This is a genomic window from Burkholderia sp. MR1-5-21 (assembly GCF_053427715.1).
The window spans coordinates 287,220-301,729 of the sequence record NZ_JBSAXD010000006.1 but is presented as its reverse complement, the minus strand read 5'-3'; the positions used below and the strand labels follow the sequence as shown (position 1 = coordinate 301,729).

The 14,510-nt window shown below is 66.7% G+C and carries 12 protein-coding genes and 1 pseudogene; 10 read left to right on the top strand and 3 right to left on the bottom strand.

What is annotated here, in order from left to right:
- The 3 genes and pseudogenes from ACV229_RS11625 to ACV229_RS11615 all read right to left on the bottom strand — a co-directional run.
- Positions 1-348, bottom strand: a pseudogene (locus tag ACV229_RS11625) (hypothetical protein); the annotation flags it as partial.
- A gap of 159 nt (positions 349-507) precedes the next feature.
- A complete protein-coding gene (locus tag ACV229_RS11620) occupies positions 508-924 on the bottom strand; it encodes a hypothetical protein (protein ID WP_448083269.1) in 417 nt (138 codons plus the stop codon).
- Positions 925-1,077: 153 nt separating this feature from the next.
- Positions 1,078-2,112, bottom strand: a complete 1,035-nt coding sequence (locus ACV229_RS11615) for an AraC family transcriptional regulator (protein ID WP_448083268.1) — start codon at positions 2,110-2,112, stop codon at positions 1,078-1,080.
- Positions 2,113-2,210: 98 nt separating this feature from the next.
- Here ACV229_RS11615 and ACV229_RS11610 point away from each other — a divergent pair, with 98 nt between their 5' ends.
- The 10 genes from ACV229_RS11610 (at position 2,211) to ACV229_RS11565 (ending at position 14,343) form a co-directional block, all read left to right on the top strand.
- Positions 2,211-3,722: a flavin-containing monooxygenase gene (locus ACV229_RS11610; RefSeq protein ID WP_448083267.1), complete on the top strand. Its 1,512-nt coding sequence runs from the start codon at positions 2,211-2,213 to the stop codon at positions 3,720-3,722.
- A gap of 12 nt (positions 3,723-3,734) precedes the next feature.
- Positions 3,735-4,667, top strand: a complete 933-nt coding sequence (locus ACV229_RS11605) for an alpha/beta hydrolase (protein WP_448083266.1) — start codon at positions 3,735-3,737, stop codon at positions 4,665-4,667.
- The gene (locus ACV229_RS11600; protein WP_448083265.1) at positions 4,664-5,614 is read left to right on the top strand and encodes an alpha/beta hydrolase; all 951 of its coding nucleotides are present in this window, start codon (positions 4,664-4,666) and stop codon (positions 5,612-5,614) included. Before ACV229_RS11605 ends, ACV229_RS11600 begins: the two co-directional genes overlap by 4 nt.
- A 195-nt stretch (positions 5,615-5,809) precedes the next feature.
- Positions 5,810-6,523 carry a response regulator transcription factor gene (locus ACV229_RS11595; protein ID WP_448083264.1) on the top strand — a complete coding sequence of 238 codons (714 nt, stop codon included), beginning with the start codon at positions 5,810-5,812 and terminating at the stop codon, positions 6,521-6,523.
- A gap of 251 nt (positions 6,524-6,774) precedes the next feature.
- The gene (locus ACV229_RS11590) at positions 6,775-8,277 is read left to right on the top strand and encodes an aldehyde dehydrogenase family protein (RefSeq protein WP_448083263.1); all 1,503 of its coding nucleotides are present in this window, start codon (positions 6,775-6,777) and stop codon (positions 8,275-8,277) included.
- A 39-nt stretch (positions 8,278-8,316) separates the two neighbouring features.
- Positions 8,317-9,657 carry an aminotransferase class III-fold pyridoxal phosphate-dependent enzyme gene (locus ACV229_RS11585; RefSeq protein ID WP_448083262.1) on the top strand — a complete coding sequence of 447 codons (1,341 nt, stop codon included), beginning with the start codon at positions 8,317-8,319 and terminating at the stop codon, positions 9,655-9,657.
- A gap of 171 nt (positions 9,658-9,828) precedes the next feature.
- A complete protein-coding gene (locus ACV229_RS11580; RefSeq protein WP_448083261.1) occupies positions 9,829-11,331 on the top strand; it encodes an APC family permease in 1,503 nt (500 codons plus the stop codon).
- Positions 11,328-11,906, top strand: a complete 579-nt coding sequence (locus ACV229_RS11575; protein ID WP_448083260.1) for a DUF3156 family protein — start codon at positions 11,328-11,330, stop codon at positions 11,904-11,906. Before ACV229_RS11580 ends, ACV229_RS11575 begins: the two co-directional genes overlap by 4 nt.
- Positions 11,907-11,980: 74 nt before the next feature.
- Positions 11,981-12,934 (top strand): helix-turn-helix domain-containing protein, encoded by a 954-nt coding sequence (locus ACV229_RS11570; protein ID WP_448083259.1) that lies wholly within the window; start codon positions 11,981-11,983, stop codon positions 12,932-12,934.
- 200 nt (positions 12,935-13,134) lie between these two features.
- Positions 13,135-14,343 carry a porin gene (locus ACV229_RS11565; protein WP_448083258.1) on the top strand — a complete coding sequence of 403 codons (1,209 nt, stop codon included), beginning with the start codon at positions 13,135-13,137 and terminating at the stop codon, positions 14,341-14,343.
- The last annotated feature ends 167 nt before the right edge of the window (positions 14,344-14,510 follow it).

The following is a 14,510-nucleotide window of genomic DNA, read 5'->3' as shown; positions in this document are numbered from 1 at the left end:
GCATAGCGCCTTGGCACCTGCGGCCTCCACCCTGCCGTTCTCACTGCCGGGGATGCGACGCCAAAAAATATTGTCCTCGCGGCCGGTGTACACGCCAACGACTGCCCACATTTGATGATTATGGGGCAAGAACATCATTCGCGGTCCCCAGATCACGTTGAGAATCGTCAAGTCCTCTGACTGGTAGAGCTTCTGGACCTCGGCGCGCCTCGGCTCACCCAATCCTTTGAGAACACTCGCGGGATCCGCAACCGCGCGAGCGACCACTTCATGGACCGATTTGTGCGATTGGTCCTCAGCTAGAGCGAGGCGGCAGTCAGCGATGAACCGTTCCAGATTGAACATCATCTTGACCTCCTAATCCAAAGACCGAAACCGAAGCCCACTTTGCGAACGATACCAAGTTTCCAGAATGCCCGGAATGCGTCTTTGAGTCACTCGGGGGCGAACACCGCCTTCTTGCCGCACCAGACCGCCGGCACCCGAAACAGCCCCGACCGCCCATTGTCAGCGCACAGTCTCGCGAGCCGTGATGCGCGCCCATACCGCCCGGAGGCGTCGCGCGCGGTCTTCAAAGAGATATGACGCAACCAGCGTCAACAAGCCGGAAATCACCCCCGTCAAGACGTGCTCGACAAAGGGGATGCGGTAATGACTTGCATGCGAGTAGGCATCGCCTAACGTCGTCAGGAAGCCGACGATCAGCGCGTTGCCGTATCGACGCTTGTAGAGTTTCGTTGCAGGCGTGAAAGTCAAAAGTACGGCCAGAACGCCGGTGAGCAGACCTGTCTGGAGCGCTATCGTCCAGTGCGCAAGGCTCATGACATTGCCCCAGCTTCCCGGCATGCAGGTCATGCACGCGCTGGTCGGCTGCCAGAAACGCTGGATGAACAGCCAGGAACGGCGCTTCCACTCGCTTGACATCACGTGTATCCAATCAATGCACTTGTCACGGCCGACGCGACGAACGTTTCGTTGGCGTTGTTGGCAGGTCCAACCAGATTGACGCCCTTGCCATGAATGCGCCGAATCTGCGCGACCTCGAACCCGAACAACAACCTGAACGTGAGGGGAATACTACACCCCGATGTCACGGCTGCCGCTTCGATCACCCCCACGAACCTCCGAGGGCGTGAGATCGAACCACTGCCGGCACGCCCGCGACAACGCTGACTGCGCCGGAAACCCGAGCATCAGCGCAATCTGGCCGATCGTCAGCCTGGTGTTCCGAAGGTAATGCACCGCGAGGTTTTGGCGAACCTCATCCTTCAGGATCTCGAAACTCGTGTTCTCTTCCGACAGACGCCGTTGCAGCGTTCTCGGATGCATCGCAAGCAGCGACCCAACACTGGACTTGTCGCAGGTCGACGCGCCAAGTATCTGCCGCAGCACCTCGCGAACGCGATCGGCCGTGCTCCCCCGAGCCTCGCCGAAGTTGCGGAAAATATAGTCTTCCGCGATCTGACGAAGGGTTGCGCTCGCGTCTTGAACGCCGACGGCGAACGTATCGCGACCGATGTGCAGGGTTGCCCTGGCGGGCTCCTCCAGGATCCTTGCGCCGAAGAAGCGCTCGTACACGCCACGGCTGACGACCGGATCGTGCGGGATCGACACGGCGCGCAGATCGTATTTGTCCCCTGCGAACAACCGTATGAAATTGTGTGCGTCCGCGAGGCAGAGATCGATGTTCTGGCGCATGTTGACGTGACCGGACAGGCGAAGCTCGACGGACACCGCGACCGTGTCCTTTACGATCGGGGTGCGTTCGTTGACGGTCACGACGATGCCCGGACTGTGCACGAACAGGTAACGGACCACGTCGTTCAGCGCGTCCCGGAGAGTGGGCGCGTTTCGCATCACGATGCTGACCGGGCCGAGCACGTCGATGTTCTGGCGCAGCGACATGCGCAGGCCGAAATCGCCGCATCCCGTGACTTCGGCGCTGGCTTCCAGCAGATGCGTCGCGGAACGCAGCGGAATCATCGCGTTGTCCGTGTCGAGCGACGCCTCCGCAATGTGGTAACGGCGCATCAGCGGCGCGGGATCGTATCCCAGGTCGCGCATCAAGGCCGGGTAGCCACGCAGGCCGCTTGCTCTCACCAGGGCATCCATGTCTCAAAATGTAAAACAATAGTCTCGTGACGTCAAACTTCGGCGCGTCGCCGTCGCTAGAGTGTGCTCATCAATCAAAGCGAGCGAGGAGACCTGCGATGAACGCGGACTACGACGTATTGATCATTGGCGCCGGCATTTCCGGTATCGGCATGGCCTGCCATCTGGCCAGGGAATGCCCTGGGAAGCGCGTCGGGATTCTGGAGCGGCGCAATGCGATCGGCGGCACGTGGGACCTGTTCCGCTACCCGGGGATCCGGTCCGATTCGGACATGTTCAGCTTCGGCTATCGGTTCCGGCCGTGGCATGACTACAAGGTGCTCGCCGACGGCCCGTCGATCCGGCGATATATCGCCGACACCGCGCGCGAGCATGGCGTCGACCGGCTGATCCACTTCGGCATCAGGATCGAGGACGCGTCGTGGTCGACCGAGCAGCGCCGCTGGACGGTCAGCGCCCGGCATGAGGGCACGGGACAGACGTCGACCTTCACCTGCAAGACGCTCGTTCCGTGCACCGGCTACTACAACCACGACCGGGGATTCCTGCCGGATTTTCCGGGGCAGGCGCGCTTCAAGGGGCTGCGCATTCACCCGCAGCACTGGCCCGAGGATCTCGACTATCGCGGCAAGCGCGTCGTCGTGATCGGCAGCGGCGCGACGGCCGTCACGCTCGTGCCCGCGATGGCCGGCCGGGCCGCACACGTCACGATGCTGCAGCGCTCGCCGAGCTACATCTTTTCGGTGCCGGCCTACGACAAGCTCTCCGCCGTGCTGGATCGCGTGCTGCCGACCCGCTGGGTATACGGCCTCGCCCGCTGGCGGAATATCCGGCTGCAGCACTTCATCTACAAGGCGGCCAAGCGGTGGCCGCGCCCGATCCGGTCGTGGCTGCTGTCCCACGTCGAGAAGCAGCTCGGCAGCGGCGTCGACATGCGTCACTTCACGCCGAAGTACAACCCGTGGGACGAGCGGCTGTGCGCGGTTCCGGACGGCGACCTGTTCAAGGTTCTCCGCGACGGCAATGCGTCCGTCGTGACCGACCACATCGACACGTTCACGGAAAACGGGATCCTGCTGAAATCCGGCAAGACGCTCGAAGCGGACATCATCGTCACGGCGACGGGGCTGCAGCTGCAATCGCTCGGCGGCATGAACGTGCATGTCGACGGACGACGGATCGAGGCCGGCAACGTGATGACGTACAAGGGCGTGCTGGTGCAGGACGTGCCGAATTTCGCGTACCTGTTCGGCTACACCAACGCGCCGTGGACACTCAAGGTCGACATGGCCGCGGCCTACGTGTGCCGCCTGTTGAAGCACATGGATGCGGAAGGTCTCGACATGGTGACGGCACGGGCGCCGAATGACGAAATGCTCGACGAATCGATCCTCGGTTCGTTGCAGTCCGGCTACGTGCAGCGCGGCCAGGGCGTGCTGCCGCGCCAGGGGCGGGCGTTGCCGTGGCGTGTCCTTCACAGCCTCGAGGCCGATCGCGAGATGCTGCTGAAGGAGGCGATCGTCGATCCCGCACTCGAATTCCGGCGCGCGGTGCCCGGTGCCGACGCTGCCATCTCGCGTCTGGCCAACCGGCGGGCCGCGTCCGCGTGACCGGAAACGATCATGATCAGCTTCGATTCCAGATTTCCGAGCCACGGCGAGTATTGCGCCGGGACGCTGATGCTGCCGGACGCGGGCGAGAACCCGCCTGTCATCGTGATGGCACACGGCTTCGGCGCGACGCGCGCGGCGGGGTTGCACGCGTTTGCGCGGCGCTTCGTCGCGCAAGGGTACGCGGTGTACCTGTTCGACTATCGCAATTTCGGCGACAGCGACGGAATGCCCCGGCACTGGGTCAGCCCGCGCCGGCATCTCGCCGACTGGGCCGCGGCCGTCGCGCATGTGCGGACGCTTTCCGGCATCGATCCGGAGCGCATCGTGTTGTGGGGGACGTCGTTTTCCGGCGGGCACGTGATCGAAACGGCCGCGAATGACCCCCGGATTCATGCGGTGATCGCGCAGGTGCCGCATGTGAGCGGCATCGCAAGCATGCGGCAGATACCGGTGCACGTGCTGCCGCGATTGGCGATGGCGGCGCTGCTCGACCACGGCGGCAAGCTGTTTGGCTATCCGTACTATCGGCCGATCGTCGGACGTCCCGGCGACGTCGCGGCCCTGACGAGCGCCGAATGCCGGGAAGGCTATGCGCGATTGCTTCCGGCGGGCGCCAACTGGGAAAACAGGGTGCTTGCACGGATTTTCCTGGAGGTGCCGTTTTACAGCCCGATCCGCGCGGCCCATCGCGTGAAGGCGCCGACGCTGATCGTTGCCGGCCGGCGCGACACGGTCACGCCAGCCTCGGCGGCCAGGCGTGCGGCGATGCGCATCCCGCGAGGCGAATTTCATCTTCTGGAGGGAAACCACTTCGAGCTGCATCTTGAAGATGAGGCGGTCTGTTTGCAGAATATCGCGCTGCAGATCGCATTCCTGAACAGGCACGTCGGTCTCGACCGGCCTGTCCGGGCCACGGTTGCACAGATTCAGGACAGGAAATGACGACTTATGCACAACAGAAGAATTGGCGGGACATCCAGCGCTTCCTTCCCGCCGAGTACCAGCTGCGGCCGGAACAGGAACCGCAGGAGGCGTGGTGGTCCTGGGGGCCGCACCGCATCCATCTGGACTGCTATCGCAATGCGGCCGCGCCGCTCAAGGTCATCCTGTTCCATGGCGTCGGCACGAACGGCCGTCAGATGTCGACCATCCTGGGCGCGCCGCTTGCGCGTAAAGGCTTCGAGACGATCGCGATCGACATGCCGGAGTACGGCTTGACGCAGGTCGGTCGCGGCAGGCCGGTCGTGTATGACGACTGGGTGCAGGCGGGCAGCGACCTCGTCGACGCGGAACTGGCGAAGGACAACCGGCCGATCGTGCTCTACGGCCTGAGCGCCGGCGGCATGGAAACCTATCACGTCGCGGCGAGAAACCGGCGGGTCAAGGGCATCGTCGGCATGACGTTCCTCGATCAGCGGATTCAGCAGGTGCGCGACGAGACGGCCCTGAACCTGTTCATGAGCCGGGTGGGCGGGCCGCTCGCAAAGCTGGCCGCCCGCACGCCGTTGTCCGGGATGCGCATGCCGATGGCCGCTGCGAGCAAGATGCATGCGCTGGTCAACGACAAGGCCGCATTGAAGGCCTGCCTCGCTGACTCGACCTCGGCGGGCAAATGGGTGACGATGCGCTTCCTGGCCAGTTACCTGAGTTATGCACCGGCGATCGAACCGGAGGATTTCGACGTGTGCCCGATCCTGTTGACGCAGCCGGCCGAGGACCGCTGGACGCCTTTGCATCTGAGCGAGCTGTTTCTGAAGCGAATCGATCGCGTACCGCTGAAGGTCGTCATGCTGGACGATGCCGGGCACTATCCGCTGGAGCAGCCGGGGCTGGGGCAGATGACTCGGGCGGTGTACGACTTCTGCGTCGATCTGGCGCGGGAGGCTTGACCATGCGACGACGCGGACAGGAGAGCGTCGTCGCGCGTTGACTTTGCCCGGGATCGGGGCAAGCGGCGGTTGCAGCGACCCGCGATGGCGAACCGCGCGCGGCGACGATTTGCCGATTTGTGCTCACGCGTCGCTTGCCGCCGACTGTAGTCTGCGCTGACATCCGACGCGTCCGCCCGCCTGCCGATGTCCATCATGCCGACCACATCCGTTCCTTCCGTCGCGGCCGCCGTTGCCGCCGCCGATTGGCTGCGCGCGCTGCGTGCCTGCGTGGACGCGTTCGACGCGTTCGCGAGTCCGTCGGCGATCGTGTTCTACCGGCTTGACGAGAGCGGCGAACCGGCGGATTTCGAGCTGTTCGGGATGCCGGAATCGATGCACCGGACTTACGTTGCCCGCTACCGGATGCTCGATCCGCTGCATCCGTCCCGCTGCGCGACGGGCGCAGGCGCGGTCGTCACGCTTGCGTCGCAACTGCCCGACGCGTGCCGCGACGCGTCTGCGTACTGGACCCGCTTCCTGCGTCGTCACGACGTTGCCGATGTGGTGGAAATCTGGCTGCGCGATGCGGACCGGACGGTCGGCGCGTTTTCGCTGCTGCGCTTTGGCGCGGCAGGCCGATTCATGCCGGGGGAAATCGACGCGCTCGTACGGCTGCAGCCCGTTGCCGAAGCCGCGTTGGGTCCGCTGCTGCGCGCACGGCGCGGGATTCACCGGATCGGCTGCGAGGAGCGCCTGACCTACCGCGAGGAGCAGATCGCGCGCCTCGTGCGCGACGGCCGCTCGAACAAGGAGATCGCGCGCGATCTCGCGCTCGGTCCGCCGACGATCAAGACCCACCTGATGCGCATGTACCGAAAGCTCGGCGTGTCGAATCGTACCGAGCTGGTTGGGGCGCTGTTCCTGTAAACGCCCGGCGTGCGATAAGACCGGCTTCCGTCCGCAGCCGGTTCAGCAACCGCTTCGGCATCCGTGAACGGGCACGCGGAACCGCAGCCTCGGCCCGATCGGTCGTCGTGCCAAGGCCGTACACGCCACGGCTCGCCCTGTTCGCCACGCACTGCCAATTTGCGCTAACCGCGCGCCAACCCCGCTCGATACAGTGATGCGACGCCCGCGTGCCTCGCACGCGGCCCAGCCACGACACTCTCGAGACGCCCATGACCTCAACGAATTTCGTCGCCGTCAGCGACACCGTGCGCAGTTTCGTCGCGCGCGACTTCGGCCTCTTCATCGACGGCGCCATGCAGCCCGCGCACGCGGCCGCGCGGCTCGACGTGCACGACCCGGCAACGGGCGAGCAGCTCGCGTCGGTCGCGGACGCCGACGAACACGACGTCGAGCGCGCCGTCGCAAGCGCGAAGCGCGCGTTCGATACGCGCGTGTGGAGCGGCCTGCGCCCGGCGGACCGCGAACGCATCCTGCTGAAGCTCGCCGACCTGATCGAGCGCGACGCCGAAACCCTCGCGCAGCTCGAAACGCTGAACCAGGGCAAGTCGATCCGCATCGCGCGCGCGATCGAAGTCGGCGCGAGCGTCGAATACGTGCGCTACATGGCCGGGTGGGCGACCAAGATCACGGGCCAGACGCTCGACGTGTCGATCCCGTTCCCGCCCGGCGCGCGCTATACGGCCTATACGCGCAAGGAGCCGGTCGGCGTGGTCGCCGCGATCGTGCCGTGGAATTTCCCGCTGATGATCGCCGTATGGAAGCTCGTGCCCGCGCTCGCGGCCGGCTGCACGATCGTGCTGAAGCCGTCGCCGGAAACGCCGCTCACCGCGCTGCGTCTCGCCGAACTGGCGCTGGAAGCGGGCGTGCCGCCGGGCGTGTTCAACGTCGTCACCGGCGGACGCACGTGCGGCGCGGCGCTCGCGAGCCATCCGTCGATCGCGAAGATCTCGTTCACGGGCTCGACCGCGACCGGCAAGCTGGTCGGCGCGGCGGCCGTGCAGAACATGACGCGCTTCTCGCTCGAGCTCGGCGGCAAGAACCCGATCGTGATGCTCGACGACGTCGACGTGTCGCAGGCGCTCGAAGGCGTCGCGGCGGGCGCGTTCTTCAACCAGGGGCAGGTGTGCGCGGCCGCGTCGCGGATCTACGTGCACCGCAGCAAGTTCGCGCAGCTCGCGGACGGCCTTGCGGGCGTCGCGCAGTCGATGAAGCTCGGCGCGGGGCTCGACACGACCGCGCAGGTCAACCCGCTCGTATCCGCGCATCACCGCGACAAGGTCGTCGCGCACATCGAGCAGGCGCGCCGCGACGGCCTCACGTTCCTCGCCGGCGGCACGCCTGCTGACGACTTGCCCGGCTACTTCGTGAAGCCCGCAGTGATCGCCGATCCGCGCCCCGACAGCGCGATCGTCCGCGACGAGGTGTTCGGCCCCGTGGTCGTCGTGCTGCCGTTCGACGACGCGGCGGACGCCGTGCGGCTCGCGAACGCGTCGCCGTACGGCCTCGCCGCGAGCATCTGGAGCAACGACCTGACGCGCGTGATGAACCTCGTGCCGCAGATCGAGGCCGGCACCGTGTGGGTGAACTGCCATATCCCGCTCGACCCGTCGATGCCGTTCGGCGGCTACAAGCAGTCGGGCATTGGCCGCGAGTTCGGCCAGTACGCGATCGAAGGCTTCACCGAAACCAAATCCGTCTGCATCGCGCACTGACGCGCGGCGCGGCATACCTGTCCGAAAGTGGAGACTGCAATGAGCTACAACGAAGCGAAGTTCTGGCACCCGATGCTGCACCCGAACGAAATGAAGCGGCGCAAGCCGATCCGCATCGTCCGCGGCGACGGCTGCTACGTGTTCGATGAAACCGGCCGGCAGCTCGTCGACGGCGTCGCGGGCCTGTGGAACGTCAACGTCGGGCACAACCGCAAGGAAGTGAAGGACGCGATCGTGCGCCAGCTCGACGAGCTCGAATACTTCCAGCTGTTCGACGGGATCTCGCATCCGCGCGCCGAGGAGCTGTCGAAGCTGCTGGTCGACATGCTCGAGCCGGAAGGGATGCGCCGCGTGCTGTACAGCTCGGGCGGCTCGGACTCGATCGAGACCGCGCTGAAGATCGCGCGCCAGTACTGGAAGGTGCGCGGCCAGGCCGACCGCACGAAGTTCATCTCGCTGAAGCAGGGCTATCACGGCACGCATTTCGGCGGCGCGTCGGTGAATGGCAACACGGTGTTCCGCCGCAACTACGAGCCGAACCTGCCGGGCTGCTTCCACGTCGAGACGCCGTGGCTGTACCGCAACCCGTTCACGCAGGACCCCGAAGAGCTCGGCCGCATCTGCGCGGAGCTGCTCGAGCGCGAGATCCTGTTCCAGAGCCCCGACACGGTCGCCGCGTTCATCGCCGAGCCGATCCAGGGCGCGGGCGGCGTGATCGTGCCGCCGGCCAACTACTGGCCGCTCGTGCGCGAGGTGTGCGACCGCTACGGCGTGCTGCTGATCGCCGACGAGGTCGTGACGGGTTTCGGCCGCAGCGGCAGCCTGTTCGGCAGCCGCGGCTGGGGCGTGCGCCCGGACATCATGTGCCTCGCGAAGGGCATCTCGTCGGGCTACGTGCCGCTCGGCGCGACGGCCGTCAACGCGCGGATCGAGGACGCGTTCGCGGCGAACGCCGATTTCGGCGGTGCGATCATGCACGGCTACACATACGCGGGCCACCCGGTCGCGTGCGCGGCCGCGATCGCGAGCCTCGACATCGTGCTGAAAGAGGATCTGCCGGCGAACGCGGCGAAGCAGGGCGCGTACCTGCTGGAAGCGCTCAAGCCGTTCGCGGAGCGGTTCGCGGCGGTCGGCGAGGTGCGCGGCAAGGGGCTGATGCTCGCGCTCGACCTCGTCGCGGACAAGCAGACGCGCGAACCGATCGACCCGCTGTCCGGCTACGCGAACGCAGTCGCCGAAGTCGCGCGCGAGAACGGCGTGCTCGTGCGCCCGGTCGGCACGAAGATCATCCTGTCGCCGCCGCTCGTGATCCAGCGCGAGCAACTCGACCGGATCGTCGACGCGCTCGCGGCCGGCTTCGACGCGGTGCCGTTCGCGTAACGGGCGCATGGCGCGGCCGGCGACCGCCGGCGGGTAGCATCTGCGTTGCCCGCCGGTTTGCCGATTTGCGCTATGTGCGAAGAATTTTGCCTGCGTATTTTTTCGACATCGATTGGCATGAGGCTGGAGTACGCGCTGAAGCGCCCGCTCTGGCCGACTAAGGAGACGAGAATGTCGGGAACGTCAGGGTTTACCAGCGCAGCAGCAGAAACGTCCGCCGGCGCGCCGGCCGAAGTGGGCGGCGGCACCGCGCTGAAAGCGGGTGCGGTCGGCTTCCCGACCGCGCTGGCGAGCGCTGTCGGGCTCATCATGGCGAGCCCGGTGATCCTCACCGCGACGTCGGGCTTCGGGATGGGCGGCTGGGCGTTCGCGGTCGCGATGATCATCGCGTTCGTGATGATGCAGGCGCAGGCGACGACGTTCTCCGAGGCGGCCGCGATGCTGCCGACGGCGGGCTCGGTTTACGATTACCTGTCATGCGGGCTCGGCCGCTTCTGGGCGATCACCGGCACGATTTCCGCGTATTTCCTCGTGCACGTGTTCGCCGGCACGGCGGAGACGATCCTGAGCGGCATCATGGCGCTCGTCAACTTCGAATCGCTGAACGCCGCATTCGAGAAGCACAACAGCTCGTGGCTCGTCGGCGTCGGCCTCGTGATCACGTTCGCGATCACCAACATCATCGGCATCAAGGTATTCAGCAAGCTCGAGATCGTGCTGACGGCCGGCATGTGGCTGTCGCTGATGATCTTCGGAATCCTCGGCATCGCGGCCGCGCCGGCCGTGCATCTCGACGGCTGGTTCGGCCGCTCGGAAGTCGGCACGACGGTGCCGGCCGTGCTGTCGCTCGTCGGGATGGCGATGTTCATGTTCGTCGGCTGCGAGTTCGTCACGCCGCTCGCGCCGGAAATGAAGGCGCCGGGCCGCACGATCCCGCGCGCGATGGCGATCGGCCTGGTCGGCGTCGCGATCTGCATGTTCCTGTACGGCGCGGCGATCCGCCGCCAGGTGCCGAACGTGCCGGTCAGCCCGGACGGCCTCACGCACCTGCTCGACACGCCGGGCGCGATTCCCGCGTTCGCGCTGCAGGTGCTCGGGCCGTTCGGCCGCATCTGGTTCGGCATCGCGTTCCTGTGCGCGGGCGCCGCGACGATCAACACGCTGATGGCCGGCCTGCCGCGCATCCTGTACGGGATGGCGATCGACGGCGCGCTGCCGCGCTGCTTCGCGTACCTGCATCCGCGCTTCAAGACGCCGGTGATCGGCATCGTCGCGGCGGCGGTCGTGCCGATCTTCCACGCGTGGCTGATCAACGGCAATCTCGACAGCATCCTGCACCTCGTGCTCGCGGCAACCTGCGCATGGGGCACCGCGTACCTGCTCGTCACCGCGTCGGTCGTGATGCTGCGGATCCGCCGCCCGGACCTGCCGCGCCCGTACCGTTCGCCGTGGTTCCCGCTGCCGCAGATCGTGTCGAGCGTCGGCATCGTGCTCGCGATCTGGTACATCACGCCGCCGGGGATGAACCCGCGCGACATCTACGTGCCGTTCGGCGCGATGCTCGGGCTGACCGCGCTGTATGCGCTGTTCTGGACCCTCGTCGTGCAGCGCCGGCATCCGTTCAAACCGGTGCCGGTCGAGGAAGTGCTGCGCAACGAGCACGTCGCGGGATGAAGGCCGCGCTCGCACGGTGGCGCGCCGCGCCCGATGCGCCGCCGCCCGGCTACCGGCCCGGTGCGGTCGCGGCGCGCGTGCTGGCCGACCTGCGCGCGGCGCGGGACGGCGAGAGCGGGGCGGCGCGACTTCCAAACGGGATGCAGGTGGGCATCATCGAGCAAGTCGCACGGCAGTTCCTGATGCACACGGTCAGCGTGCGGATTGCCGTGACCGCGCGCGGACCGGCCACGCAAGGCAGCGCGCGCGTGACGCAGACCGGCTGGCTGCGGTCGACCGGCGTGCGCGCGGTGCCGCAGCCGGGAAGCGATCCCGGTTTCGCGCGGACGGTTGCGGCGCTCGTCGCGGAACCGTCGCTGGCCGGCGCGTTGCGGGTGCTGCATCTGACGGAGTGCGTGATCCACGCGCACGGCGACCGCTGGACGCTGTCCGTCGTGCCGTATGGCGGCAGCGAGGTCGTGAACCGGATGCCGTCGTTCCGCCGCTATGTGAGACTGACTGACGAGCAGGGCGCCGCGCTGTCGGCGGCGTGCCGCGCATTCGAAACCGCACTGCGACGATTATTGCGAGGGTAAGCTGTGGCGTTGCGTCCCGCCGCGTGCTGCCGGCGGGTGCGCGCCAGGGAATCAGGGTTTTACCGGAGACGCCGATGCTGTTCCAGTCACGCTCACACGAAGACGTGCACGACCACGGGCTTGCGATCGCCGGCTGGCATCAGGTCTACCGCCAGATGACGCCGGGCCCCTTCAAGGGCACGGTCACGCAGGTGCTGTACGACGATTTCCATTTCTTCCGCGAGACCACCAACCGGCGCGTCGCGCAGACGGGCCTCGCGCCCGCCGGGCGCACGTCGCTCGCGGTGCCGCTGTCGATGCCGCTCGCGGGCACGTTCCAGGGGCAGCCGGTCGACGGCTATGCGCTGCTCGCGTTGCGCGCGGGCGAGGATTTCGAATTCCATACGCCTGAAGGGATGGGTCTCGTCGGCATCAGCGCGGCGTCGGACATGGTCGACGAGCTGTGCGAGGCCGAGTTCGGTGCGACCGGCGAAGGTGCGGCCGGCGTGCGCAAGCTGCGGCACGTGACGCGGCTGTCCGATGCGCAGGGCGTCGCGCTCGGCGCGCGGTTGTCGGCGCTGATCGACGACGCGCAGCGCAACCCCGGCTGCCTCGAATACGCGGCGACGCGCAAGATGTTCCGCGACGCGATGCTCGGCATGTTCCTCGATGCGCTCGACCAGGCGGCCGGCGCCGAGCGCCGCGACATCACGCACGCGACCTACAGCGACATCGTGCGCCGCTGCGAGAAACACCTGCGCGAGCGGCCCGAGGAACCCGTCACCGTGCTCGAGCTGTGCCGCGCGCTGCGTTGCAGCCGCCGCACGCTGCAGACGGGCTTCCAGCGCGTCGCCGACGTGACGCCCGTCGCGTACCTGCGCACGATCCGCCTGAACGCGGTGCGGCGCCTGCTGCGCACGACATCCGCGCAGCAGGTCGGCGTCGGCGAGGCGGCCGCGAGCTGGGGTTTCACGCATCTCGGCTATTTCGCGCGCGAGTACCGCGACCTGTTCGGCGAGCTGCCGTCGCAGACGTTGCGTCCCGCGTGACGCTTGCCGGGCACGCCGAGCGCGGCGTGAACCGGCGCGCGACGGCCCACGGCGCTCGCCACGCGCCATTCAGCTTTCACCATTCACCGTTTGCCGATTTGAGATAGAGGTCCGGAATTTTCGCCGGATAGAGTCCCGTCACCCACATCATCAACACAGTCGATTCGCACTGCGAATGGACGAACGCAGAGGGACGGGACATGACGAACGGACGACGACTGGCCGCCGTGGCGGCAGCGGTTTCCTGCATGCACGCACACGCGCAGACCTCAGGCAGCGTGACGCTCTACGGCACCGTGGATACCGGCATCATCTACTCGACGAACCAGCAGTTCACGCGCGCGGACGGCAGCGTCGGCGGCGGCCACGCATGGCAGATGGGCGGCGGCAACCTCGTGCCGTCGCGCTTCGGGTTCCAGGGCGCGGAGCCGCTCGGCGGCGGGCTCGACGCGGTGTTCACGCTCGAGCAGCAGTTCCTGTCCGCGAACGGGCAGGCGTTGCAGGGCGGCACGGCGTTCAGCCGGCAGGCGTGGGTCGGGCTGCGCAAGGACACGCTGGGCACGCTCGGCCTCGGCCGGCAATACGATTCGTATACCGACATGCTCGGCGCCTACGTGTCGAGCAACAACTGGGCGACGCCGTACGGCTCGCATCTCGGCGACGTCGACAACCTGAACGCCGCGTTCAATTTCAACAATGCGGTGAAGTTCACGAGCACGGACATCAACGGGTTCACGTTCGGCGGCACGTTCAGCTTCGGCGGGCAGGCGGGCGACTTCTCCGCGAAGCGCGGCTATGCGCTCGCCGTGTCGTACAACCGCGCGCCGGTGTCGCTCGCGGTCGGCTATTTGAACCTGCGCCAGCCGCTCGACGCCGCGCTCGGCGGCGAGAGCGGCTATATAGGCGATTTCGCGTGCAGCAACCCGGGCGCGATGTATTGCCTGTTGCAGGATGCGCGATCGATGCGTGCGTTCGGCGCGGGCGGTTCGGTGACGTTCGGCGCGGCGACGGTCGCGCTGACCTATACGCACACGCGTCTCGACGACAGCAACTATTTCTCGACGAGCACGCAGTTGCGGCCGCAGGCATTTACATTCGACATCGGCGAGCTGAACGTCACGTACATGTTCACGCCCGCGCTGCAGGGCGGTATCGCGTACATCTTCAACGCCGCGCATACCGACGGGCGCGGCACGACGCGCTTCCATCAGGTGAACATCGGCACGAACTACGCGCTGTCGAAACGCACCGCGCTGTATGCGGTCGCGATCGGCCAGCTCGCGAGCGGAACGGGGCTCGGCACCGACGCGAACGGCCATGCGGTCGACTACGCGCAGATCCCGGTGCTCGCGAACAGCACCTCGAACCGGCAGCTTGCGGTGATGGCAGGGATTCGCGTGAATTTCTGATTGGTCGAGCGGGTGGCTGCCGCGACATGCGCGCTTTCACCTGCCACAAATCCTTAACGATCCGCGTGAACAATGGCGTTCGCATCCGGTGGCCTGAAACGTCACCCGAGTCGCCCGCGTTGCACACGTGTGCAACGCATGGCCGCCCCGCCAACACGCCGATCGAG

What these genes read in the sequence shown, in the direction of transcription:
- ACV229_RS11590 (WP_448083263.1), top strand. Translation starts at nt 6,775, where the DNA reads ATGACCTCAACGAATTTCGTCGCCGTCAGCGACACCGTGCGCAGTTTC.
- ACV229_RS11615 (WP_448083268.1), bottom strand. Translation starts at nt 2,112, where the DNA reads ATGGATGCCCTGGTGAGAGCAAGCGGCCTGCGTGGCTACCCGGCCTTG.
- ACV229_RS11585 (WP_448083262.1), top strand. Translation starts at nt 8,317, where the DNA reads ATGAGCTACAACGAAGCGAAGTTCTGGCACCCGATGCTGCACCCGAAC.
- ACV229_RS11595 (WP_448083264.1), top strand. Translation starts at nt 5,810, where the DNA reads ATGCCGACCACATCCGTTCCTTCCGTCGCGGCCGCCGTTGCCGCCGCC.
- ACV229_RS11575 (WP_448083260.1), top strand. Translation starts at nt 11,328, where the DNA reads ATGAAGGCCGCGCTCGCACGGTGGCGCGCCGCGCCCGATGCGCCGCCG.
- ACV229_RS11565 (WP_448083258.1), top strand. Translation starts at nt 13,135, where the DNA reads ATGACGAACGGACGACGACTGGCCGCCGTGGCGGCAGCGGTTTCCTGC.
- ACV229_RS11570 (WP_448083259.1), top strand. Translation starts at nt 11,981, where the DNA reads ATGCTGTTCCAGTCACGCTCACACGAAGACGTGCACGACCACGGGCTT.
- ACV229_RS11580 (WP_448083261.1), top strand. Translation starts at nt 9,829, where the DNA reads ATGTCGGGAACGTCAGGGTTTACCAGCGCAGCAGCAGAAACGTCCGCC.
- ACV229_RS11610 (WP_448083267.1), top strand. Translation starts at nt 2,211, where the DNA reads ATGAACGCGGACTACGACGTATTGATCATTGGCGCCGGCATTTCCGGT.
- ACV229_RS11605 (WP_448083266.1), top strand. Translation starts at nt 3,735, where the DNA reads ATGATCAGCTTCGATTCCAGATTTCCGAGCCACGGCGAGTATTGCGCC.
- ACV229_RS11620 (WP_448083269.1), bottom strand. Translation starts at nt 924, where the DNA reads ATGTCAAGCGAGTGGAAGCGCCGTTCCTGGCTGTTCATCCAGCGTTTC.
- ACV229_RS11600 (WP_448083265.1), top strand. Translation starts at nt 4,664, where the DNA reads ATGACGACTTATGCACAACAGAAGAATTGGCGGGACATCCAGCGCTTC.